This window comes from Mesotoga infera, from assembly GCF_900157305.1.
Classification (GTDB): Bacteria; Thermotogota; Thermotogae; order Petrotogales; family Kosmotogaceae; genus Mesotoga; species Mesotoga infera.
In genome coordinates, this window is sequence record NZ_LS974202.1 from 934,115 (window position 1) to 955,839 (window position 21,725).

The following is a 21,725-nucleotide window of genomic DNA, read 5'->3' on the forward strand; positions in this document are numbered from 1 at the left end:
TGGTATCTTAGCGCCTTCTGATCAACTTGAAAGTGAACTTACCGACAGGGAAATAACTTTTGGAGTACAGGACCCTTCTGTTCTGCGAATCGTAATGTATCTGCTCCAGCAGCAGAACCGGCGTTCCGGTCTCTACGGAGAGCTTTCCGGTCAACTCCTCTCCAGCGGTCATAGGTATCAGATCGCACTCGGCGTACCTTATATCCACTCCGTAGTGATCCCTCAAACCGTCGAAGATGGAGTTGTGAATCCTGTCCGGATCGATGTTCCCGGCGATCGAACGGGAAATGAAATCTACGCAGAGCGCTACCGGCACTTCTGAGGCGTACTTGATCGTCTCCATTATGAAGATCTTTTCACACGGTTCTGTATCGAGCTTCTGGCCTATCTCACCCGGGCATTCCAGGAGCTCGAATCTGGTGATTTTACTTCCGGCCTTGAACCCCTGCGCCCTTATGAACTCAGTGATCCCGGCAAGTCGTTCAATTCCTCCACGGATCAACGGATACCTGTCGGTCACGAAGTTGCCCACACCATGACGCTTCACCAGAAGGCCCTCTCTCTGGAGAAGACCGATCGCCTCTCTCAAGGAGTTTCTGCTCACCCCCAGCTCCATTGCGAGTTCCGGCTCGGAAGGAAGCTTCTCTCCCGGCTTGAAGGCTCCGTTAACTATCCTGGTCTTGAGTTCGTTTTGAATAACGCTTATCAAAGAGCTGTGACCGCGGTTCTCTACGGGAATGTGAGACATATGCAACCCTCCCGATCAAGATGTAGGATGTCCTACAACAATACTATATCAGAATTCTCTGGACTCTTGCATATTTTTCGTGATGTCGAATGGAAAATTATATACATAATCACCCGTACGGAGTGTATAATTTCTCTCGGATAAAGAGGAGGTGGCATCTCATGCTGGATATTATCCAGGCTCACAGAAGAGCGATCCTCGGCGGAATTGCCGATTCCGTGGGTGAATGCTACCTCGTCAGGCTCGGTACCGGAGCTTAAACCGCCTCAAAGCATCAGTATACAAGGCCGTGACGGGAGTCACGGCCTTTTTATTTTAGGAGAGGTTTTGAATGGATAAACTGGCTGTTGGAATGGAAAAAAATATACGCAGGAACTACGTATTCTCTTTCTTAATGAACCTCAGGCTGTCTGGCGGCCTGTGGATGATCTATATGGCCTTCAAGGGAATGAGCCTGACGCAGATCGGATTATTGGAGGGCATATTCCACGTCACTTCGCTGGCTATGGAGGTACCTACCGGTTCGATCGCGGATCTTTTCGGAAGAAAACTGAGCCGTGCCCTGGGACGTTGCATGTCTCTTGCAAGCATTCTGATTTTGATAGCCTCCAGCGATTTCACTCATTTTCTTTTTTTCATGGTGTTTTCTGCCCTTTCATACAATCTAGAATCCGGTTCGGGAGAGGCTCTAGTCTACGATTCACTGAAATATCTCGGAAAGAGCGAAGAGTTTATGCGAATTGCAGGAAAACAGGAGGCCATCTTTCAGTGTTCATCGATCGTGGCCTTCCTCGTCGGAGGTCTCCTCGGAACTCTCGATTATCACCTTGCCTTCTGGGTGTCGGCGGCGATAATAACCTTCACCATCGGCTACTCTTTGCTTTTCGTTGAACCGCCGATAGACTCGGATTCGACCGGATTTTCGCCAAAGCGTAGCCTGAAGGGTTTTGCAAGGCAGATTGCGGATAGCTTCGGCGTGATCGCGAAGACCAGAAAGGTGGCCTTCCTGATTCTCTTTACGCAAACCATGCTGGCCTTTTGCACCTGTATTTTCTTCTATATGCAGAACTTCTGGAAGGGCGAGGGAATGAGTGAATTCCAGATCGGGGTGTTGCTCGCTATCGGCTCTCTTGCAGCGGGAGTGACGGCCTCAAAGGTTCACAAACTCCAGACGCTGCTCAGAGAGAAGAGGATGCTCATCGTTTTGCCGTTGGCGGCAGTGATTTCTATATGGGCGCTCGCCCTGGCCCCATTCAAGGCACCCTTTTCATTCTAATATCAATGTTTGAAGCCATGCTCTTTGTGACCAGCAGCGATTACATAAACAGACTCATTCCATCGCAGTACAGAGCGACGATCATCTCGTTTTCCAGCATGGTTTTCAGCGTAGTCATGATAGTCATTTTCTCGTCGTTCGGAAAGATGGCCGACACCTTTTCTTTCGGCATCGCCTTCATTTCGCTTGCGGCTGTCGGGTCGTTTCTTTACGGGCTGAACATGCGGGTTCTGGCAAAGCTCGAAATGTGACCTTCACACTCGACCGTTCATGGCTCAACCCACCAGTTCTTTGTGAAGGAGTTCGAGCCTCTTGTTTATATCGGCGGCGGAGAGTTCAGTGACAAGTTCCTCTATATCTCCATCCATTATATCCAGGAGGCGGTAACTGGTGAAATTGATCCGGTGGTCGGTCACTCTGTTCTGCGGGAAGTTGTAGGTCCGGATTTTTTCACTCCGCTCTCCGGTGCCGATCTGTGATCTTCTGGTCTGGGTTACTTCACTCTCGGCCTTCGAGCTGTACATGTCGTACAGTTTTGCCCTCAACAGCTCCATCGCCCGGGCCTTGTTCTGGTGTTGTGATCGTTCCTTCTGCACCGCCACCACTATTCCGGTGGGGATATGGACGATCCTGACGGCCGAGTCGGTCTTGTTTACGTGTTGCCCGCCGGCCCCCGAGGCCCTGTACGTGTCTATCCTGAGATCGGAAGGCTCTATCCTTACCTCTGTCTCGCTGACTTCGGGGAGTACCGCCACTGTGGCGGTCGAGGTGTGTATTCTCCCGCCGGATTCGGTTGTGGGCACTCTTTGCACCCTGTGAACGCCGCTCTCGTATTTGAGCTTGCTGTAAACGCTCCGACCCTTTATCTGGAAGATGATCTCTTTGAGGCCGCCGAGATCTGTTTCACTCACTTCTATAACTTCAGACTTCCAGTTGTTGCGCTCCGCGTAGCGGCTGTACATTCTGAAGAGATCGGAGCCGAAAAGGGCCGCCTCTTCGCCGCCCGTTCCCGCCCTGATTTCTATTATTATGTTCCTGTCGTCGGCCAGATCAGGAACTAGAAGCGACTTGAGATTGCGCTCTTCTGTCGCGATCTTCACGTTCAATTCATCGATGGTTTTCTCTATCTCTTCGAGCTCTTCCTCTTCGCTGCTGTTCTTCATTTCGCTCCAGTCGTCGAGTTCTCTCTTCATGATCTCTATCCTCCCGTGAAGCTCGATTATCTGGGAGAGCTCGGCATGTTTTTTGCCGTATTCCATAAGTCTTTCCGGATCGGAGGCGATTTCGGGCCTTGAAAGTTGGGCCTCGACCTCTTTGAATCTTTCCCGGAAGACTTCCATGATCTTTTCGAGATTCATCAAAAACTCCTCCTGGCCATCGAACTGGCGTCCCTAGCGTAGGACAAAAGCTGATCTTTGTCTATTATCCCCTTCTTGAAGATCTCCACAAGGGCGTCGTCGAACGTGACCATACCGAATTTCACTCCGGCCTGCATCATTGACTCTATCTGGTGGAATTTCTGTTCACGTATGAGATTCCTTATGGCCTGATTAACCACCATGATCTCTATGACGGCGACTCTTCCCTTACCGTCGCGTCTTTTTAGAAGCCTCTGGTAAACGACGGCCATCAAGGTGTTGGCCAGCTGCATGGATATCTGGTTCTGCTGGTGGGGCGGAAAAACGCCGACGATTCTTTCGGGTGTCGTAGCCGCAGAATTGGTATGTATGGTGGAGAAGACCAGATGCCCCGTCTCGGCGGCGGTCATGGCCAGCTCCATGGTCTCGCTGTCTCGCATTTCTCCAACGAGAATCACGTCGGGGTCCTGCCTGAGAGCGTACTTCAGGCCGTTGTAAAAGGATTGTGTGTCAGGTCCTAGCTCTCTCTGATGGATCAACGCGTTCTTTTGCTCGAAGACGTACTCGACCGGATCTTCTATGGTTATGAGGTGAACATGCCTGGTGCGATTTATATTCTCCAGCATGGCGGCCAGTGTCGTCGATTTACCGCTTCCGGTGGGACCGGCCACCAGAACCAGCCCTTTGTCAGGCTTGCAGAATTCCTTGAATAGCTCCGGGTATCCGAGATCGTCGAGCGTTCTTATCGTTTTGGGTATTAGCCTTAGCGCGAGTGCCGGCAGCTTGTTTGAATAGAAAAAATTGCCTCTCACCCGCGAAGAACCAAATCCGAAAGAGAAATCGATCTCTTTCTTTTCCGACTCTTCGAACTTTTCGTTGGTGAGACTCTGAAGCTCTGAGAGGATCTTCCTCATCATTATATCGTCCGTAATAAAAATATCCTCGACCAGCTCGCCATCAACCCTATACATGACGTTTCCTCTACAGGTTATGTGAACATCGCTGGCGTTCATCTTTTCGCCCTTGCCGAGCAACTCTTCAATCAACATTCGATTCCATCTCCTTCTACCGGGGCTAGAGAAAATTTTATCACAAGAAATAATCCAACAACCGTGATAAGATGTAAGATTCTAATGTTGAGTTGACCGGTCCAAATTAGTCCACACTGACTGGAGGGAAGAACTTTGTTTTATGAGCTTTATCTCCGTTCCTTCTGCGACGGAAACGGCGACGGGTTAGGCGACCTGAAGGGAGCCGAAAAGAAGCTCGACTACATAGCCGAACTTGGGATGGAAGGAATCTGGCTGCTTCCCATAATGCAATCTCCCGCTTACCATGGGTACAGCGTAACGGATTTCTTCGCCATAAATCCGATTTATGGAGATCTGAAGGACTTGAGAAACTTCCTTTACGGCGCGCACAAAAGAGATCTCAAAGTGATCCTTGATCTCCCGCTCAACCACACATCACCCAGCCATGAATGGTTTTTGAAGGCTCTGGACGGCGAGAAACCGTACTGCGACTGGTACCTCTTTCTGCAAAGTGAAGAGTGGCTTAAGGCGCGCCGCCACTGGGACAATCAACAGGTCTGGTCGAATTACTCGGGCCGGTGGGTATATGCGCTCTTCGGACCGGGGAGTCCCGATCTCAATTTCGAGTCGCCCTCTCTATGGCAACAGATAAAAGAGGTTTTGACTTTCTGGCTTTCTGTGGGATTCGATGGTTTCAGGTTCGACGCGGCCAAACACATTTTCGATTTCTCCATCGAGAAGGGTATTTGCGAGTACCAGCACAGTAGGAACATCGCCTTCTGGAAGGAGATGACTTCACACTGTCGCGCGATCTCCCCCGATTGTCTCTTCGTTAGCGAGGTCTGGGACGACGCCAGGATCGTGGATATGTACTCGAGCATCTTCGGGATCGGTTTCAACTTCCCCCTGGCCGAAGATCTGAAGCTGGCGATAGCTTCCAGGAACGCCGAATCGCTCGTAAAGGCTCTGAAGACGGACATGCAGAGATTTTTCAGATCCAAGCGTAGTTACGAGTCTGGTACTTTCCTGACCAACCACGATATGACAAGGCTCGTCAGCTCCATGAATGGCGACAGGGATCTGGCTCTTCTGGCGCTTACGGTACTGCTCACTCTCCCGGGACTGCCCTTTCTGTACTACGGAGAAGAGCTGGGAATGGAAGGGGTTTACGACGAGTACTTCAACGAAGAACAGTTGGAACCGTTCCTCTGGTACGAAAACGGTTATGGACCCGACCAGACCGAATGGAAGGCTTTGGGAAAGAACCGCCCGCACGGCGGCGTATCCATCCAGGCGCAGAGCGGTATCGCTGGTAGCTATTTCGAGCGCTTCAAAAACATACTGAGATTCAGGAGGGATAATCCCTGGCTAAGGTTCACCACGATCAAAAGCATAAGCAGAAAGAAGGATCTGGTAAGGATCAACCTCCACGGGAGCAAAGGAAACGCTATTTTGTACCATAACACAGGCAATTCTAGAGCGACGCTCGACACGACCGGAACCCCTGTAGTAATAAATGGAAGACTGGAAAAGCAAAGGGGCAGGTGGAGTATGGCGGGCCTCTCGAGCGCGATAGAGGTGTTAGATGGAGAATAAAGACAGGGCCTCGACAGCGAGGATCGGATCGATAATCGGCGTAGTGGGCAACGCCATTCTGGCAGTTCTGAAGTTGTTGACCGGTTTCTTCACCGGAAGCGTCGCGATACTGGCCGACGGTATAGACTCATCGACGGACATACTGACGTCGCTGATCACTCTGGTATCGACATCGGTCTCCAATAAGCCACCAGACGCGCAGCACCCGTACGGTCATGAGAGAGCCGATGCCGTAGCCTCGAAGATAGTATCGATGGTTATCTTTTTCGCCGGCGCTCAACTGGCTATGAGTTCTATCGAGAAGCTGTTTTCGGGAAGTTCGTCGGTTGAGAATCTACCGCTCGTGGTTACGGTGGCTATGATCTCGGCGATCGGGAAGTACGCACTCTACAGATACAAGCTGGCGATAGCCAGAAAAATCGACTCATCGGTCTTCAAGGCCGATGCCCTGAACATGAGATCGGATATAATAATATCTCTGTCCGTTCTTTTCGGTTCCATTCTGGTTAGCCTCACGGGGTTCCAGATAATCGACACGCTTGTCGGCCTGGCCGTTTCTGCCATGGTTATAAAGACGGCCGTCGGACTATTCTGGGAGACCAACTTCGAGCTCATGGACGGTCTCAAACCCGGTGACGATATATACAATATAATCTTCGAAGCCGTCTCCAAAATTCCCGGCGTCCAGAACCCTCACAAGGTAAGGGTGAGAAAAATGGGGCACAAATACCTTGTCGATCTGGATATTGAGGTGGATCCGCTGCTCACGGTGAAGAAGGCGCACACGCTGGCTAAGAACGTAGAAAAGGCGATAATTGAAGGTCATGAGAGTGTGTACGATGTACATGTCCATATGGAACCGGCCGGAAACGTTGAAAACGAAAACTTTGGAATCGACTCGGCCGGTCAGTTTGAAGATAAGAATTAACGATCTAGCCGATCCATCGAACAAAACAAAGTAAATTTATAATATACTAAAAGAGTAATGATTTCCATCTCAAATTCAACCGAGCTGACAAGAAAACCAAAAAATATCTCAAACCTGGGGGTGAATAAATGGATCTTAAAGGCACAAAAACACTTGAAAACCTTATGAAGGCCTTTGCGGGAGAATCACAGGCGAGGAATCGCTACACGTTTTACGCTTCCGTCGCGAAAAAGGAAGGCTACGAGCAAATAGCCGCGATCTTCACCGAGACTGCCGATAACGAGAAAGAGCACGCGAAAGTATTTTTCAAACACATCCTTGAAGGAATGGCAAGCGAACTGCCGATAACGGTACATGTCGATGCCGACTACCCGGTAGAGCTGAGAACCACCAAAGAGAATCTCAAGGCCGCGGCGGCCGGAGAGAACGAAGAATGGACTATACTGTACCCAGAATTTGCCGATGTGGCCGAAAAGGAAGGCTTCAAGGATGTCGCCAACAGCTTCAGACAGATCGCTAAGGTCGAGAACAGACACGAAGCCAGGTACTTGAAGCTACTCGATAACGTCGTGAAGGGCAAAGTCTTCAAGAGGGAAGAGAAAGTATTGTGGAAATGCGGGAACTGTGGCTATATTCTCGAGGCCAAAGAAGCGCCCGATATATGCCCGGCCTGCAAACACCCGAAAAGCTACTTCGAGCTTTTCTGCGAGACTTACTGAGATCGAACCAAACCATACGAAAAGACCCGGTGAATCGCTACCGGGTCTTTTTTTGGAAAAGTCAGGCTCGATGATTTTAAATGATCTGCCCAGGTTTGACATAACACAGGCGAATAAAATGTACAAATTCATTGCCTTAAAAAAGTTATATAGCCTGTGAAGATTGTGAGCGTATCACTAGGTGTCTTGCTGGATTTCGAAGTAGATTGGAGATACTTCAACCTTAAGTCATGCCGGACCCGATCCGGCATCCCGTGCGCCCGGCATGGTACACAACTATAGGGTGAAAGACCCGAATGTGGGGAGTCAAAGAAGCATTAGCCAGAGGCAAGGGTGTCACTGGTAACGGTGAATCTGAAGGAAGCCCGAGGCAAAGTCCGGAACTGAACGAAAGTGAACCAGAGATGGCCGTTACAGAGGGTAACCCTGCGAGATAAGGGAAAGCCCTGACTCCAGCTGTAAAGGTTCGGATGGCAGGATTCGGATGAAAGTGGTGTATCTTACCCGGGGAAGTCCTCATGAGTCCGAAAGGGGTAACCGTTAGCAAGGAGGAGATCCAAGTTAAGGGAAAGCTCAGGAGGATGGCAGATGAACCCGTAGTAGTGAAGAACCTCTCCGAAAGGAGAAGGGACCTTGGCTATAAGCCAAGGGGGTGATGAGGAGGTCGAAAGGCTCCATCACTTGCGAAGGGGAGAAGGATCGAAGAAATGTGATCGGAAGACAGTGAAGAGACTTAGGTCAGACAGTTAAAGACAAGGTACATATTCCCGGGAGGGTAGAGAAGCCAGTCATTAATTGTCGCAACAATATCTGAGGCTGGAGCTGTTGGAAGGGAGCATGCAGGAGAAAGAGATGAAGTATTACAGTCTAATCGACAAAGTCTATTCGAAGAAGAACCTATTGAAAGCCTATCACAGGGTAAACTCCAACAGAGGAGCTCCTGGGATAGACGGAGTAACCGTAAAATCATTCGGGGAGAAACTCCTTGAAGAAATCGAGAGATTATCCGAAGAAATCAAGAGCGGTGAGTACATGCCCATGCCACTCAGGAGAGTAGAAATCCCAAAAGCAGATGGTAAAACAAGGCAATTGGGAATACCTACTGTGAGAGACAGGGTGGTACAACAATCTCTCAAGGAGATACTGGAACCTATATTCGAGGAAAGATTCCATCCCTCCAGTTACGGTTACAGAAAGGGAAGAAATGCCTGGCAGGCGGTGGAGAAGGCGAAAGCTTTTGCATCCAAATACGGTCTGTGCAATGTAGTGGAACTTGACCTGAGCAAATGTTTCGACACTCTGGATCATGAGAAGATAATAGACTCCGTAGCAGAGAGAGTGAGTGATGGAAAGATACTCAAACTCATACGCGCAATGCTGAAGAGCGGAGTAATGGAAGATGGAGTCTGGAAGGCAACAGAAACTGGCAGTCCACAGGGTAGTGTAATAAGTCCCCTGCTGGCGAACATCTACCTGGACGAGTTCGACCAGAAGATGAAAGCCAGAGGAATAAGGATAGTCAGATATGCAGACGACATATTAATCTTCTCGAAAACCCAGGAAGAAGCCCGAGAGTTTCTGGCAATCGCGATCAACATACTGGAGATTGACATGAAGCTCAAGGTCAACAGAAACAAGACGAGAATCACAACACTGGAGGAGGGCTTTCACTTTCTTGGCTTCGAAATAAAAGGCGAGAGAGTTGGGATAGAGAAATCCAGATTGAAAAGGTTCAAGGGAAAGGTCAAGGGACTTACAAGAAGGAACCAGAGCACACCGGTAAAGGAAATAGTGAAAGAGCTAAATCCACTGTTGAGAGGATTTGCCAGCTATTTCAGGATAGTAGACTTACAATCTACCTTGAGAGGGCTTTTGAGCTGGATAAGGAGAAGGCTTAGAGCCATCATACTACACCAGTGGAAGAGCACAAAGAAACTGAACAGAGTCCTTAGAAGGGCTGGATGGGAAGAGAAAGTCAATTTGAGAATGAACAAATGGCGCTCTTCTCACACAAAAGCAGTCAATTACGCCATTCCCAACAGGTTCTTTGAAGAGATGAACTTATTCGATATGACATCGTACTATCATCCCCTGTCGAAGTATCCGATACTCGATCCATGAGCCGTGTACGAGGCCCGTACGCACGGTTCTGTGAGAGGACGAGGGGCTCCGCCCCTCTCCTACTCGATCGCTCTTTCCTCTGTCTTGAACCAGGAACGAGGAGCCTGGACTCGCAGCGTCGGAACGAGGAACTGCACGAAGGACGGGTCCATGATCTGGGACGAACAACGAAGGACGGCTCTTCTGAGCGAGATCCCGTATAGGATCATTACGGGATGACGGTCCTTCTTCCTTCCCATCATTCTAAGCTTGACTCAGAATCTCGTGCGCCCGGCATGGTACACAACTATAGGGTGAAAGACCCGAATGTGGGGAGTCAAAGAAGCATTAGCCAGAGGCAAGGGTGTCACTGGTAACGGTGAATCTGAAGGAAGCCCGAGGCAAAGTCCGGAACTGAACGAAAGTGAACCAGAGATGGCCGTTACAGAGGGTAACCCTGCGAGATAAGGGAAAGCCCTGACTCCAGCTGTAAAGGTTCGGATGGCAGGATTCGGATGAAAGTGGTGTATCTTACCCGGGGAAGTCCTCATGAGTCCGAAAGGGGTAACCGTTAGCAAGGAGGAGATCCAAGTTAAGGGAAAGCTCAGGAGGATGGCAGATGAACCCGTAGTAGTGAAGAACCTCTCCGAAAGGAGAAGGGACCTTGGCTATAAGCCAAGGGGGTGATGAGGAGGTCGAAAGGCTCCATCACTTGCGAAGGGGAGAAGGATCGAAGAAATGTGATCGGAAGACAGTGAAGAGACTTAGGTCAGACAGTTAAAGACAAGGTACATATTCCCGGGAGGGTAGAGAAGCCAGTCATTAATTGTCGCAACAATATCTGAGGCTGGAGCTGTTGGAAGGGAGCATGCAGGAGAAAGAGATGAAGTATTACAGTCTAATCGACAAAGTCTATTCGAAGAAGAACCTATTGAAAGCCTATCACAGGGTAAACTCCAACAGAGGAGCTCCTGGGATAGACGGAGTAACCGTAAAATCATTCGGGGAGAAACTCCTTGAAGAAATCGAGAGATTATCCGAAGAAATCAAGAGCGGTGAGTACATGCCCATGCCACTCAGGAGAGTAGAAATCCCAAAAGCAGATGGTAAAACAAGGCAATTGGGAATACCTACTGTGAGAGACAGGGTGGTACAACAATCTCTCAAGGAGATACTGGAACCTATATTCGAGGAAAGATTCCATCCCTCCAGTTACGGTTACAGAAAGGGAAGAAATGCCTGGCAGGCGGTGGAGAAGGCGAAAGCTTTTGCATCCAAATACGGTCTGTGCAATGTAGTGGAACTTGACCTGAGCAAATGTTTCGACACTCTGGATCATGAGAAGATAATAGACTCCGTAGCAGAGAGAGTGAGTGATGGAAAGATACTCAAACTCATACGCGCAATGCTGAAGAGCGGAGTAATGGAAGATGGAGTCTGGAAAGGCAACAGAAAACTGGCAGTCCACAGGGTGGTGTAATAAGTCCCCTGCTGGCGAACATCTACCTGGACGAGTTCGACCAGAAGATGAAAGCCAGAGGAATAAGGATAGTCAGATATGCAGACGACATATTAATCTTCTCGAAAACCCAGGAAGAAGCCCGAGAGTTTCTGGCAATCGCGATCAACATACTGGAGATTGACATGAAGCTCAAGGTCAACAGAAACAAGACGAGAATCACAACACTGGAGGAGGGCTTTCACTTTCTTGGCTTCGAAATAAAAGGCGAGAGAGTTGGGATAGAGAAATCCAGATTGAAAAGGTTCAAGGGAAAGGTCAAGGGACTTACAAGAAGGAACCAGAGCACACCGGTAAAGGAAATAGTGAAAGAGCTAAATCCACTGTTGAGAGGATTTGCCAGCTATTTCAGGATAGTAGACTTACAATCTACCTTGAGAGGGCTTTTGAGCTGGATAAGGAGAAGGCTTAGAGCCATCATACTACACCAGTGGAAGAGCACAAAGAAACTGAACAGAGTCCTTAGAAGGGCTGGATGGGAAGAGAAAGTCAATTTGAGAATGAACAAATGGCGCTCTTCTCACACAAAAGCAGTCAATTACGCCATTCCCAACAGGTTCTTTGAAGAGATGAACTTATTCGATATGACATCGTACTATCATCCCCTGTCGAAGTATCCGATACTCGATCCATGAGCCGTGTACGAGCCCCGTACGCACGGTTCTGTGAGAGGACGAGGGGCTCCGCCCCTCTCCTACTCGATGGTCCTTCATAAGAGCGAAAGAGCGAGATCCCGTATAGAACCATTACGGGATGACAGTGCGGGGGAGCATTTCAAGACAGACTCTCCCTTCACGTCATCCTGACGTGCTCCTAGTCAGGATCCCGGTCTTTCTCCCTTCCCGTCATGCCGGACTCGCTTGACGTCATTCTGAGCTTGACTCAGAATCTGCTCTTTCAACGTTAAGGAACGAGATCCCGTATAGAACCATTACGGGATGACAGGATGGGGGCACTAAAGAACGAGATCCCGTATAGGATCACTACGGGATGACATGAGTGGGGTGGTTAACGGGATGACAATCCCCTCACGTCATCCTGACGTGCTCCTAGTCAGGACCCCGGTCTTTCCTCCCTTCCCGTCATGCCGGACCCCGATCCGGCATCCCGGTCTTTCCTCCTCAGAAAGAGCCGGAGCGAGATCCCGTATAAGAGCACTACGGGATGACCCTGAAGAGGTTAGAAAATCAAGATCTTAACGCTTTTCACACCTCACACCTCTGGCCTCTGACCTCAGGTTTACCAGGAACCTGGACGCGCAGCGTCGGAACGATTAACCGCTCTAATGTATGAGTAACCTCCGTAATCAGTATATGGAGTATAATATTCAAACCGGATCAGGCTTTTTCGGGTCAAATTCTCAGATTTTCGGTCTTTCAAAACAGGCTTTTCCAGAAATGCGGATCTACCGTTAGGTACCTTCCTGTGTTAGTTACAAACATTACTGAAGAAACCAGACGAAGGAGGGAGCGCCATGTACATTGTATGCGATTTGAGGTACACTGTTTCGGAAAGTAGATCCACAGAAGCTTTGAAAATGATACTCGAGACGCTCTCAAAGAAGTTGCTCCTGGGAGCCCGGGGGGATGCTCTCAACATGAAGGCAGAGGACAGCAGTGTCCTCGAGGTGCAGATCATGGCCTTGAAAGGCGAGTGTTCCTTTGAAGAAGTAATCCCGAGAATCAACGAGTACCTGACAATCATTTCAAAAGCACTGGAAGAAAAGTTCCCAGATTACAGAGTAGTCAGTTCTTACATTTATCCAGATAATGAGCAGAATCCATATCTACTCTGTTGAAGAGATACAAAAAAGGGCCGAAAGGCCCTTTTGTTATTGATGCTTGACATGAAATGTAAAGACATATATAATCAAGATATTACAGATTATAATTATTATAAATAGGAGGTGCTTTATGGAAGGAAGAATTCCATTGATCGGTGAAGACTTTCCAGCGATGAAGGTCAAGACAACACACGGGGTTATGAATTTACCCGAAGCATACAAGGGTAAGTGGTTCGTGCTTTTCAGCCATCCGGGAGATTTTACCCCTGTTTGTACCACGGAGTTCGTCGGTTTTCAGAAGAGATACGAGGCTTTCAGAGAATTGAACTGTGAACTCATCGGCCTGAGCATAGACCAGGTCTTTTCACATATCAAATGGGCCGAATGGATTGAAGAAAAGCTCGGAGTCAAGATCGAGTTCCCGATAATTGCCGACGATATGGGCGAAGTTGGCAAGACACTGGGTCTCATACATCCGGCAAAGGGTTCTAACACCGTCAGGGCCGTCTTCATAATAGATCCCAAGGGAAAGATCAGAGCGATCCTTTACTACCCCCAGGAACTCGGAAGGAACATGGATGAGATACTGAGAATGGTAAAAGGCTTCCATGTAGTTGACGGCAAAGGCGTAGCGCTTCCTGCCGACTGGCCAAACAGCGACCTGGTAGGCGATCATGTGATAATCCCGCCCGCGTCAGATGTCAAGACGGCCGAAGAGAGAAAGAACAAGGAAGGCTGTTACGACTGGTGGTTCTGCCACAAGAGTCTTTAAGAACAATCAAATAGAGAAGCGGGCATAATGCCCGCTTCTTTTTTTAGAGAGTGGCACCTTCTACCAATCGATTATGTTCTGGAGAAGCTTTTTGTTGTTGAATATGTCGATATAGTCTCCCGGCACGTACGACCCAGGTTCATTGCCGAAGATATTCGTGTCGCCAACCGCGAAGACCTTTCCAACTCCAACTCTTGCCGCGGCAACTATCGGTACCGATATTATGACTTGAGAATCGTATCCTTCTTCCTGTGAAACTCCTATAGATGATTCGGCAGAAAAGTGTACAGTATCGACACTTGCGGTATAGGATGTAGCTTCCGCCCGGGCCACTATACTGGCACCGGCGCCAACGTTCAGCGTGCACCCCGCAAAGATCACTATCTTGCTCAATCCTGTACTCAACGGATGTGTTTCGAACTTCGTTGTCGTTACCCAGTAAGTTGTGCCATCGTAGTTGTTCGTGTTGTCCAGAAGTTCGTTGTTGTTGAAGGATATGTTGACTCCTATTGCCGCGGTAATGGCATTCATTGGGGCGTTGTTGTAATAGCTGTACCATTCACCCAGAAGTATTATCTTTCCTCCACGGCTGAGCAGGCTCGATAGTTTGTTTTTTTCGGCTGCAGTATATGTGAGCTCGGGCACTGCGATGAGAACGGCTCCATAGTTTTCAGGGGAAAATCCCACACTCGATGCCAGACTCACTGAATAGCCCTTTGCCTGGAACTCTTGAATGAACTTCGCGAAAAGAATATTGAAGGATCCGCCGATAGCGTTGTTGTGAATATCGTCGATCAGCAGGGTTTTAGGAACCAGAGGTATTGACCCCGGCCAGCATGAAGCAAGCGCAATTACAAGTATAACGACAACACCGAAAAAGACAATTCTCTTCATGAAATCACCTCCATTTGAATAAAATCATCTCCGGTCAAGACTATCCTAGGACTCGAGTATCTATACTTAAAATAAGATGTCGAGTCTTTCAGGTGATTTTATCGGACTAAGTAATTAAAATGGCTCTTTTAGGCACATGCTTTTGGAAAAAAACTATTGACTGTATCCAAGATGTAGGTATGAACTCCTTTTTTCGGTTTCACAAGCTACGACTCGAGTGTTAAATATATCTGAGTTTTATCGCTTTCATAGGAAATCTGCAACCATAATGGCGCATCAATCGTAAAAAAACCGGCCCGAAGGCCGGTTGATGACCGAGACCATTATCACCAGTTTATGATGTTCTGAAGCAATCTCAAGTTGTCCAGTTGATCGATATAAGCGCCCGGCAAGTTACCATCTCCGCTGAAAATATCGCTGTCGCCCAGAGCCACAACTTTGCCGCTCCCGACTCTCGCGGCAACCACGAGCGGAACTGAGATGATAACATCCTGCGATGAGAACCCTTCACTTTGAACACCGCTCTCCACACTGCTGGCCTCAGAGAATTCAGGTGAAATCCCGGCGGGAGTGTAGGAAGTGGCTTCGGCTCTGGCAACAATCGACGTGTTTGCCCCCGCGTTGAGAGTTGAGGTGGCAAAGAACACTATCTTGTTCAGACCCACGCTGAGAGTGTGTGCTTCGAATTTGGTGGTCGTTACCCAATCGGTATGACTTTTGTAGTTGTTGACGTTATCCAGAAGTAGATTGTTGTTGAACGAGATATTCACCCCCAGATACGAAGTGATTGCGTTCAAAGGGGCACTGTTGTAGTAGCTGTACCATTCGCTCAATATTATGATCTTGCCTCCGAGACTGAGTAAATTGCTCAACTTGGATTTTTCGGTGTTTGTATATGCCACTTCCGGTGCCGATATCAGCACGGCGCCGTATTCTTGAGGGTTGAAGCCTACTACAGAAGAGTAGAATACCGAATAACCTTTTGCCTGAAAAGCCTGTACTATTCTCGTAATGCCTCCGCCACTGGATGAATGAGTGTTATCGATCAGCAGGGTTTTAGGAACCAGAGGTATTGACCCCGGCCAGCATGAAGTCAGTAAGAGCGCGAAAATCACAAGGGTGGAAATCAAAAGCAGTTTCTTCATAACGTCACCTCCCGAAGATTGAAGCCTCCTTTGCAGGCTCGAATCGTTCTTGGGTGAAGTATATTCCCGCAATTTTCTTTTGGTGAATAAGATAGAGAGTCTTTCGGGTTAACATGGATTGTATTAGCCAATAAGGGACATACTAAACGAGAAAATGAACCTGAACTTATCGCGAATAAATCAACAATTAAGCATGGATATTTGAATATATGGGGTCAGGGATTAAAATATTCTCGAGTTGAAGTATTGGGTTCACTAAAGATAAAAGAGAATGTTCTCTAAAAGCTTAAAAAATCGAGCTGCATAAACAATATCGGCGATGTTCGATCTTTGATAGACGAAATCTGAGATATTACCGATCTCGATGGCCGGATCTCTGAGGAGTATCGATGCCTTTCCCGAGCTGTCCTCCCAGACTTCTCCGTAAACTCTCACCGTTTTTCGATAAAGCTTATTGAAATCGAATCCCTCCGGCATGAAGAGATCGGCTTCTTCCTGTCGGATTTTAACTATTATGTCCTTACCGCTTATAGAAAGCCTTGATATATCGGTGACGAGAAATTCTACCCAAACAATTTTTCCCAGGAATCCACCCTGGCTGTAAGGCTTAAGATTGTCTTTGATCTTTGAGGCTTCAACGGTTTTGAGGGTGTTGTAAGAGCTGAAGATTCCCTTCCTGTTCTTGAAAGCTTCATGATACGCCGATACGATCTTGTCGTTGTAGTGGGAGGTCTCTTCATAAGTAAGGGGTCTGGCGAGTCCGTTGCGCAGGAGCTCCGTGTTCAGCATCTTTCCGTCGGGAGTGAAGACGTAGGCCAGGTTCCGCCCGTAACTGTCCTTCCCGTGGAGTTCGAGTCTGACTTTAGAGTTCCCTTTCTTTAAACTTTCAAGAATGAAAAGCCTGGCCTCCTGGGCGTACTGGCCGGCCGGTTTGCTGCCGTCCCTGAGTTCCGGAGCGTCTATTCCGATAAGCCGTACGCTGGCTTCCAGAGATTCTACGACTATCGTATCGCCGTCTATGACTTCGGTTACGGTCGTTAACCCATCGGTTTTACAACCGCACAGAGAAAGAACGACGAAAAGCGCTATAAAAATAGAAACTCTGACGATATGCCGGACGTGTTTCGTTTTGTCACCTTCTCTTAGTCTGTTTGGAGGCCTCTGCCTCCTAAAGTGTCAATTGCATAGCGACGACTATTCACAAGGAACTGCAACTAGAGGAGTTCTCTGAGAATTCCTTCTAGCGCTCCGTAACCGAATTTTTCACTCCCTATGGAGAAGTTGTTTTCGGTTGTTGCCAGGTATTTTTGGCGGTTGAAAAGTAAATCGACCAGGTTTTTGATGGCCCTGTTAAACGCTTCTTCGGAGATTTTTACGAGTCCCTCTTCCAAAATATAGCTGTCTCCAAGGTCCACGAAGGAAAGTCCACTGTCTTCGATGTCGCTTTTAAAGACAGCATATTTGAAAAGCGCGACGGGTTTGCGTGCAAACATGGCTTCCAGGAGCTGATTGCCCCACCCTTCAAGTATGCTGGGATAGGTTACTATGTCAGCGATACTGTAGGACTGGAAGAACTCTTCCTGCGTTTCACAACAGTGATAGGAAAGATCTACAACGTTCACGCCCAGTTTTGATGCAAGAGCGTCGATTTTTTCCCTGTATCCGAGAGATCGCTTCTCCGTAAGGCCTGTTAGAACCAGGTGAGCCCTTCCCGAAAATTCCCGACCCGTGTAGAGACTCCTGCCCTTCAGCACGTGCGAGAGGGAGTTGAACCTGGCCACCAGTTCTACGGCAAGTTCTATGGCTTTGCGTTCCGTGACCCTGGTAGCCTGAAGAAAGACTACGTCGTTCTCGGCGATACCGGCAAGCCTTCTAAGCTGAAGATTCTTTTCCCAGGACGTCCAGGACTGTTGCGCGAAATCCATAACATTCGGCACTACAGTCGCGCGGAGCTTTCTTCTTCTCAGGAGATCACCGGCGGAGATAGAGTTTATAGTTATATGAGATACGTTCTCCAGAGAGGGCGGAAAGTACCTCTCAAGAATTTCGACGACTCCGGGGTGAGGGCTCGAATAGTAAGGTCTGTCCCACCAGAAGTCGTGGTTATGCGAGATTAAGGGTTTGCCGGAGTCTCTGGCGTACATATAAAGGGCCAGTCCAGCGGGCAAAGACCAGCCGAGCGACCAGATATTGTTGGGAACGAGTAGATCAAAACGCGAGAGTTCTCTATCGAAATCGCGAAGAAGTTCTTCGCTTCGCTCATGGATTTCTTCAAAGAGCGCCTGAGTTTCTATTTCTCCTTTTTCGTACAACCTTTCGTTCAAAGCGAGGTTTCTCACGTCGTTGTATTCTATACCCGGAATGGTTATATCGACTCCCGGACAGGAATTACCGGCCACGATCTCAACGGAGTGCCCCATGCCCGTGAGAACGGCGCGCCATTTCTCCATCTCTAGAGAGACTCCATCCATGAGTCCGGCTCTGTAGTGAATCAATCCAATTCTCATAACTCGTACCTCTCAGTGAACGTGCAACCAGACACACATTGGCGAGCTTCCACGGTTGTTCCAGGCGTAGTACGGTATGAGAGTGAAACGCACGTTTCTGCCTTTGTTCTTGACGGCAGCCAGCGGCTTGTAGAGAGCCTCTTCCCATTCATCGAGATCATAAGCGATCCCTTTTCCAGAGATAGCCATGTATCCACCGGGCAATTCTTCGTTCATCTGTACGTCGTAACCTCTTTTCACCGGCACGGACAGAGTCCAAACGCTGAACCCCTCATTATCCGTTCCTTCTGCGCAGTAAACCAGCGGACCCCGTTCAATGGCGACTTTGTATGTGTTCTCCCTGATCATCGGGTTGGAGGCAATCATGTTGATCTCCATAGGTAGATCGAGGAGTATTGTGGTCTTCCCCTTCCAGTTGTCGGTGAGTTTTATGAAACCCTTTTCAACCTTCGCCTTCTGTTTTATACCGTCTATTTGAAGGTCGAATTCGCCCTCCGTCCAGCCTGGTACCCTCAACAGTATAGAAAGCTGCATATCCAGATCCGTTGAGACCGTGAGTTCGATTTCTCCATCGTGAGGATAGCCGGTTTTCTGAGATATGTTGATTTCTCCATCTCTGAAAGGTATGACGGCCTCGCTCGTTTCGTAGAAGTTCACCCTTATCTCGTCCAGAGTGAGCCCGTACATGTAACCTCCGAAAGAGGTCAGCACCCTGGCTATGTTTGGCGGACAGCAGGCACAGGAATACCATTCCTTTCTCTCATGGTTCCCTATATCCTCCAGAGGGTTCACGTAAAAGTACTTTAACCCGTCGAGGGATATCCCGGGAAGAACGCCGTTGTAGAGAGTCCTCTCCATTACATCGAGGTATTTGCCATCACCGGATATCATGTACATCCGCCAGTTCCAGAAGAAACTCCCGATGGCCGCGCAAGTCTCGGTGTACGCTCTCCTGTTGGGCAGCTCGAAAGCTTCCCCGAAAGCCTCCCCTTCGTGTCTGGAACCGACTCCACCGGTTATGTACATCTTTCTACCAACCAGATCGGCCCACAGGCGATCTATAACTGCCAGAAGCGTCTCGTCACCTGTTTCAAGGAAAACATCGGCGGCGCCGGCCACCAGGTAAAGCATTCTCACCGCGTGGCCAGTCAACTCTTTCAGTTGTCTGAACGGTACATGATCGATCCTGTATTCATCGCCTCCGGCGAGCCCCTTTCCCCTGTTATCTATAAGTCTCGATGCGAGTTCAAGGTATTCCCTCGTTCCGGTTTCTCTGTAAAGTTCAACGAGCGCCATCTCCAGTTCTGGATGGCCCGTGGTTGTCTCGCGCCCGTTTTTGCCGAACATCTTGACGATATGGTCGGCGAATTTCAGGGCGACTGCGAAGAGATCCTCGCTCCCCGTGACCCGGCGGTGGGCGATCGCGGCCTGTATAAGATGCCCGGCACAGTACAGTTCGTGCATGTTTTTGAAATCCGTCCAGCGTGCGGACACCTTTTCGAAAGTGAAATAGGTATTCAGATAGCCGTCGTCTCCCGCATTCTGCGCATCTCGAATAACATCGATCGTCAGGGTTATCTTCTCTCTTAGTTCGGGATCGTCGTTATCGATGAGAGCATAAGAAGCGGCCTCGAGCCATTTGTAAACATCGGAATCGTTGAAAAAAAAGCCCTGGAAATCTCTTTCGATCTTACCCGCGGCCCTCCTGAAATTGTCGAGCCTACCGGTGGATTCCAGCAACTCGTACTGGGAGATCAGTGTTCTGGATCTCATGATGTTGTTGTACCTGCCCATGAAACCGCCCAGTTTCACCCTCTCCAGTGCCAGTGGCCTGACTTGAGCTCTAGATGATCGAGACGTATCGTTTATAAAAGTCACCCTTCACACCTCCCCAAAAAACGCTCTCCCTTCTAGAGTAGCAGAAAAGACTATAACTTATGTATGCTTTTGATGGAGGGGATGAAGATGTTTGAAAAGATAGATTACTGGGTCACGGCGGCAAGCTACGCTGACAGAAAGGGAACATGGCTTCTGGAAGCCGCACTCATTCATCCAAACATTGGAGAGTCGCATGAGTTCAACGAAGAGTGGACTCGCGAGCAGATCCTTGAAAAATGCGATGTTTTCGTTTTCTGTACGATTGCTAAAAATGAAAAAGGCGAGTGGAAGAGGATGGAACAGGTCAGAAAGATAAAGACGGAACAGGGTGAGTTCCTGAGAGTTGATGGAAAGGTAAAAGCGGGAGATCAACTGGGTCTTCTGCCCACCATTGAAGAGGTTCTTTAGGAGCTTGGGGTGAGAACTCTATAAAGCGTCATACTTTAATGAGTTTTTTACCTGAGTTTATGCCTGTCTTTTTTTAATGATGAACAGTGTTTGTGTTTTTTCGGCCCGTGAATTATCCTGGTTTGCCTGCTTTTAGAAAGGGAGTTTATGGTATTATTTTATCATCATTTTCTATTTTTACATTTTGCGAGTCATAACAAGACTGAAGGTTTGGGGGTTTCAGATGAGAGTAAAAGGACTTATCTTTCTTGTGATTCTCGTTTTTCTTTGCACCGCTCTCGGTAACAGCTATGTTCGTTATCTTGTAGAGCCCGGCGACAAATTATTCAACATCATCAGGGATTACAACATCAGAATCAGTACGATTCTCGACTTCAACTGCATAGATGATCCCAGATGTCTCGAATCGGGTCAGGCGATCTACATTCCCGTAAGAGACGGTTTCTTCTACGACGTTCAGGAGGGCGATTCTCTGGAGTATATCGCCAAGCTTTTTTTCGCTCTGGTTGAAGACATAATGAAGGCCAATGGGCTGAGTTACTCTTCTAAGATCTTCACGGGTCAGAGACTGTTCATTCCTTTGGAAGCCGTGAGTGTTTGCAGCAACGTGAACATAAGCACTCAGTATTCCTGGCCGGTTTACGGAAAGATCTCCTCTGAGTTTGGCTGGAGAAAGGATCCTTTCACCGGTACTTCAACCTTTCACTCTGGATTGGATATCGCTGTTCAGCAGGGTGCGCCGGTTTTCGCGGCCAGAGACGGGACGGTGATCGAAGCTGCCGACAACGGTGGTTACGGCCTGAACATAATTATTCTACACGCCGATGGTTCAAAGACACGTTATGCCCATCTGAGTCACATAAGTGTCTATTCGGGACAGCGGGTCGCCAGAGGAGAGTTGATCGGCAGGGTAGGAGAAACCGGCAGGGCAACCGGTCCGCATTTGCATTTCGAGATAATCGATTCCAAAGACCAGTGTAAAGATCCGAGGAGTTACCTGTCCAGCAGTCAGTATATGTACGTGAGAAAAGAGCCGGGCTCTCTCGGACTCGGAGGTAAATAA

The 21,725-nt window shown here is 48.6% G+C and carries 20 protein-coding genes and 1 pseudogene; 13 read left to right on the forward strand and 8 right to left on the reverse strand.

Annotation, left to right across the window (positions count from 1 at the left end; translation table 11 throughout):
• Positions 1–7 precede the first annotated feature (7 nt).
• Positions 8–748: a GntR family transcriptional regulator gene (locus MESINF_RS04345; protein ID WP_169698704.1), complete on the reverse strand. Its 741-nt coding sequence runs from the start codon at positions 746–748 to the stop codon at positions 8–10.
• Positions 749–1,079: 331 nt separating this feature from the next.
• Between MESINF_RS04345 and MESINF_RS04350 the strand changes: the two genes are divergently transcribed.
• Positions 1,080–2,024 carry an MFS transporter gene (locus MESINF_RS04350; protein WP_231936861.1) on the forward strand — a complete coding sequence of 315 codons (945 nt, stop codon included), beginning with the start codon at positions 1,080–1,082 and terminating at the stop codon, positions 2,022–2,024.
• Between the two features lie 17 nt (positions 2,025–2,041).
• The gene (locus MESINF_RS13635) at positions 2,042–2,275 is read left to right on the forward strand and encodes a hypothetical protein (protein WP_231936862.1); all 234 of its coding nucleotides are present in this window, start codon (positions 2,042–2,044) and stop codon (positions 2,273–2,275) included.
• A 24-nt stretch (positions 2,276–2,299) separates the two neighbouring features.
• Here the strand turns inward: MESINF_RS13635 and prfA are convergent, their stop codons facing one another.
• Both prfA and MESINF_RS04360 read right to left on the reverse strand, forming a co-directional pair.
• Positions 2,300–3,382 (reverse strand): peptide chain release factor 1, encoded by a 1,083-nt coding sequence (gene prfA, locus MESINF_RS04355; RefSeq protein ID WP_169698705.1) that lies wholly within the window; start codon positions 3,380–3,382, stop codon positions 2,300–2,302.
• Positions 3,382–4,431: a type IV pilus twitching motility protein PilT gene (locus MESINF_RS04360; RefSeq protein ID WP_169698706.1), complete on the reverse strand. Its 1,050-nt coding sequence runs from the start codon at positions 4,429–4,431 to the stop codon at positions 3,382–3,384. Before MESINF_RS04360 ends, prfA begins: the two co-directional genes overlap by 1 nt.
• A 135-nt stretch (positions 4,432–4,566) precedes the next feature.
• On the opposite strand from MESINF_RS04360, the gene MESINF_RS04365 reads away from it, so the two are divergent.
• From MESINF_RS04365 to MESINF_RS04405, 9 genes and pseudogenes are all read left to right on the forward strand, one after another.
• A complete protein-coding gene (locus MESINF_RS04365; protein WP_169698707.1) occupies positions 4,567–6,009 on the forward strand; it encodes an alpha-amylase family glycosyl hydrolase in 1,443 nt (480 codons plus the stop codon).
• The gene (locus MESINF_RS04370; protein ID WP_169698708.1) at positions 5,999–6,937 is read left to right on the forward strand and encodes a cation diffusion facilitator family transporter; all 939 of its coding nucleotides are present in this window, start codon (positions 5,999–6,001) and stop codon (positions 6,935–6,937) included. Before MESINF_RS04365 ends, MESINF_RS04370 begins: the two co-directional genes overlap by 11 nt.
• A gap of 128 nt (positions 6,938–7,065) precedes the next feature.
• On the forward strand, positions 7,066–7,656 hold the full coding sequence (gene rbr / locus MESINF_RS04375; protein ID WP_169698709.1) for a rubrerythrin: 591 nt from the start codon (positions 7,066–7,068) through the stop codon (positions 7,654–7,656).
• Between the two features lie 518 nt (positions 7,657–8,174).
• Positions 8,175–8,312, forward strand: a complete 138-nt coding sequence (locus tag MESINF_RS04380; protein ID WP_169698557.1) for a hypothetical protein — start codon at positions 8,175–8,177, stop codon at positions 8,310–8,312.
• A gap of 196 nt (positions 8,313–8,508) precedes the next feature.
• The gene (gene ltrA / locus MESINF_RS04385; protein WP_169700828.1) at positions 8,509–9,777 is read left to right on the forward strand and encodes a group II intron reverse transcriptase/maturase; all 1,269 of its coding nucleotides are present in this window, start codon (positions 8,509–8,511) and stop codon (positions 9,775–9,777) included.
• A 528-nt stretch (positions 9,778–10,305) separates the two neighbouring features.
• Positions 10,306–10,443, forward strand: a complete 138-nt coding sequence (locus tag MESINF_RS04390) for a hypothetical protein (protein WP_169698557.1) — start codon at positions 10,306–10,308, stop codon at positions 10,441–10,443.
• A 196-nt stretch (positions 10,444–10,639) separates the two neighbouring features.
• A pseudogene (ltrA, locus tag MESINF_RS13765) lies at positions 10,640–11,910 on the forward strand (group II intron reverse transcriptase/maturase).
• An 839-nt stretch (positions 11,911–12,749) separates the two neighbouring features.
• Complete coding sequence (locus tag MESINF_RS04400) at positions 12,750–13,073, forward strand: hypothetical protein (protein WP_169698710.1); 324 nt, start codon at positions 12,750–12,752, stop codon at positions 13,071–13,073.
• Between the two features lie 115 nt (positions 13,074–13,188).
• A complete protein-coding gene (locus MESINF_RS04405; protein ID WP_169698711.1) occupies positions 13,189–13,830 on the forward strand; it encodes a peroxiredoxin in 642 nt (213 codons plus the stop codon).
• A 60-nt stretch (positions 13,831–13,890) separates the two neighbouring features.
• Here the strand turns inward: MESINF_RS04405 and MESINF_RS04410 are convergent, their stop codons facing one another.
• The 5 genes from MESINF_RS04410 to MESINF_RS04430 all read right to left on the reverse strand — a co-directional run bounded on the left by MESINF_RS04410 (position 13,891) and on the right by MESINF_RS04430 (position 20,254).
• Entirely contained in the window at positions 13,891–14,724 is an 834-nt protein-coding gene (locus MESINF_RS04410) for a hypothetical protein (protein ID WP_169698712.1), read from the reverse strand.
• 326 nt (positions 14,725–15,050) lie between these two features.
• The gene (locus tag MESINF_RS04415; RefSeq protein WP_169698713.1) at positions 15,051–15,869 is read right to left on the reverse strand and encodes a hypothetical protein; all 819 of its coding nucleotides are present in this window, start codon (positions 15,867–15,869) and stop codon (positions 15,051–15,053) included.
• Positions 15,870–16,124: 255 nt separating this feature from the next.
• Positions 16,125–16,979, reverse strand: a complete 855-nt coding sequence (locus MESINF_RS04420; RefSeq protein WP_169700830.1) for a thermonuclease family protein — start codon at positions 16,977–16,979, stop codon at positions 16,125–16,127.
• A 104-nt stretch (positions 16,980–17,083) separates the two neighbouring features.
• Positions 17,084–18,376, reverse strand: coding sequence for a mannosylglucosylglycerate synthase (gene mggS / locus MESINF_RS04425; RefSeq protein ID WP_169698714.1), 1,293 nt, complete (start codon positions 18,374–18,376; stop codon positions 17,084–17,086).
• A 12-nt stretch (positions 18,377–18,388) separates the two neighbouring features.
• Positions 18,389–20,254, reverse strand: a complete 1,866-nt coding sequence (locus tag MESINF_RS04430) for a glycoside hydrolase family 127 protein (RefSeq protein ID WP_169698715.1) — start codon at positions 20,252–20,254, stop codon at positions 18,389–18,391.
• A gap of 87 nt (positions 20,255–20,341) precedes the next feature.
• Here MESINF_RS04430 and MESINF_RS04435 point away from each other — a divergent pair, with 87 nt between their 5' ends.
• Positions 20,342–20,662, forward strand: coding sequence for a hypothetical protein (locus MESINF_RS04435; RefSeq protein WP_169698716.1), 321 nt, complete (start codon positions 20,342–20,344; stop codon positions 20,660–20,662).
• A 223-nt stretch (positions 20,663–20,885) separates the two neighbouring features.
• Entirely contained in the window at positions 20,886–21,725 is an 840-nt protein-coding gene (locus MESINF_RS04440; protein WP_169698717.1) for a M23 family metallopeptidase, read from the forward strand.

Bases quoted from the DNA above. Each gene is read 5' to 3' on its own strand.
- MESINF_RS04345 (WP_169698704.1), bottom strand. From the start codon at position 748: ATGTCTCACATTCCCGTAGAGAACCGCGGTCACAGCTCTTTGATAAGC.
- MESINF_RS04350 (WP_231936861.1), top strand. From the start codon at position 1,080: ATGGATAAACTGGCTGTTGGAATGGAAAAAAATATACGCAGGAACTAC.
- MESINF_RS13635 (WP_231936862.1), top strand. From the start codon at position 2,042: ATGCTCTTTGTGACCAGCAGCGATTACATAAACAGACTCATTCCATCG.
- prfA (WP_169698705.1), bottom strand. From the start codon at position 3,382: ATGAATCTCGAAAAGATCATGGAAGTCTTCCGGGAAAGATTCAAAGAG.
- MESINF_RS04360 (WP_169698706.1), bottom strand. From the start codon at position 4,431: ATGTTGATTGAAGAGTTGCTCGGCAAGGGCGAAAAGATGAACGCCAGC.
- MESINF_RS04370 (WP_169698708.1), top strand. From the start codon at position 5,999: ATGGAGAATAAAGACAGGGCCTCGACAGCGAGGATCGGATCGATAATC.
- rbr (WP_169698709.1), top strand. From the start codon at position 7,066: ATGGATCTTAAAGGCACAAAAACACTTGAAAACCTTATGAAGGCCTTT.
- MESINF_RS04380 (WP_169698557.1), top strand. From the start codon at position 8,175: ATGAGTCCGAAAGGGGTAACCGTTAGCAAGGAGGAGATCCAAGTTAAG.
- ltrA (WP_169700828.1), top strand. From the start codon at position 8,509: ATGAAGTATTACAGTCTAATCGACAAAGTCTATTCGAAGAAGAACCTA.
- MESINF_RS04390 (WP_169698557.1), top strand. From the start codon at position 10,306: ATGAGTCCGAAAGGGGTAACCGTTAGCAAGGAGGAGATCCAAGTTAAG.
- MESINF_RS04400 (WP_169698710.1), top strand. From the start codon at position 12,750: ATGTACATTGTATGCGATTTGAGGTACACTGTTTCGGAAAGTAGATCC.
- MESINF_RS04405 (WP_169698711.1), top strand. From the start codon at position 13,189: ATGGAAGGAAGAATTCCATTGATCGGTGAAGACTTTCCAGCGATGAAG.
- MESINF_RS04410 (WP_169698712.1), bottom strand. From the start codon at position 14,724: ATGAAGAGAATTGTCTTTTTCGGTGTTGTCGTTATACTTGTAATTGCG.
- MESINF_RS04415 (WP_169698713.1), bottom strand. From the start codon at position 15,869: ATGAAGAAACTGCTTTTGATTTCCACCCTTGTGATTTTCGCGCTCTTA.
- mggS (WP_169698714.1), bottom strand. From the start codon at position 18,376: ATGAGAATTGGATTGATTCACTACAGAGCCGGACTCATGGATGGAGTC.
- MESINF_RS04435 (WP_169698716.1), top strand. From the start codon at position 20,342: ATGTTTGAAAAGATAGATTACTGGGTCACGGCGGCAAGCTACGCTGAC.
- MESINF_RS04440 (WP_169698717.1), top strand. From the start codon at position 20,886: ATGAGAGTAAAAGGACTTATCTTTCTTGTGATTCTCGTTTTTCTTTGC.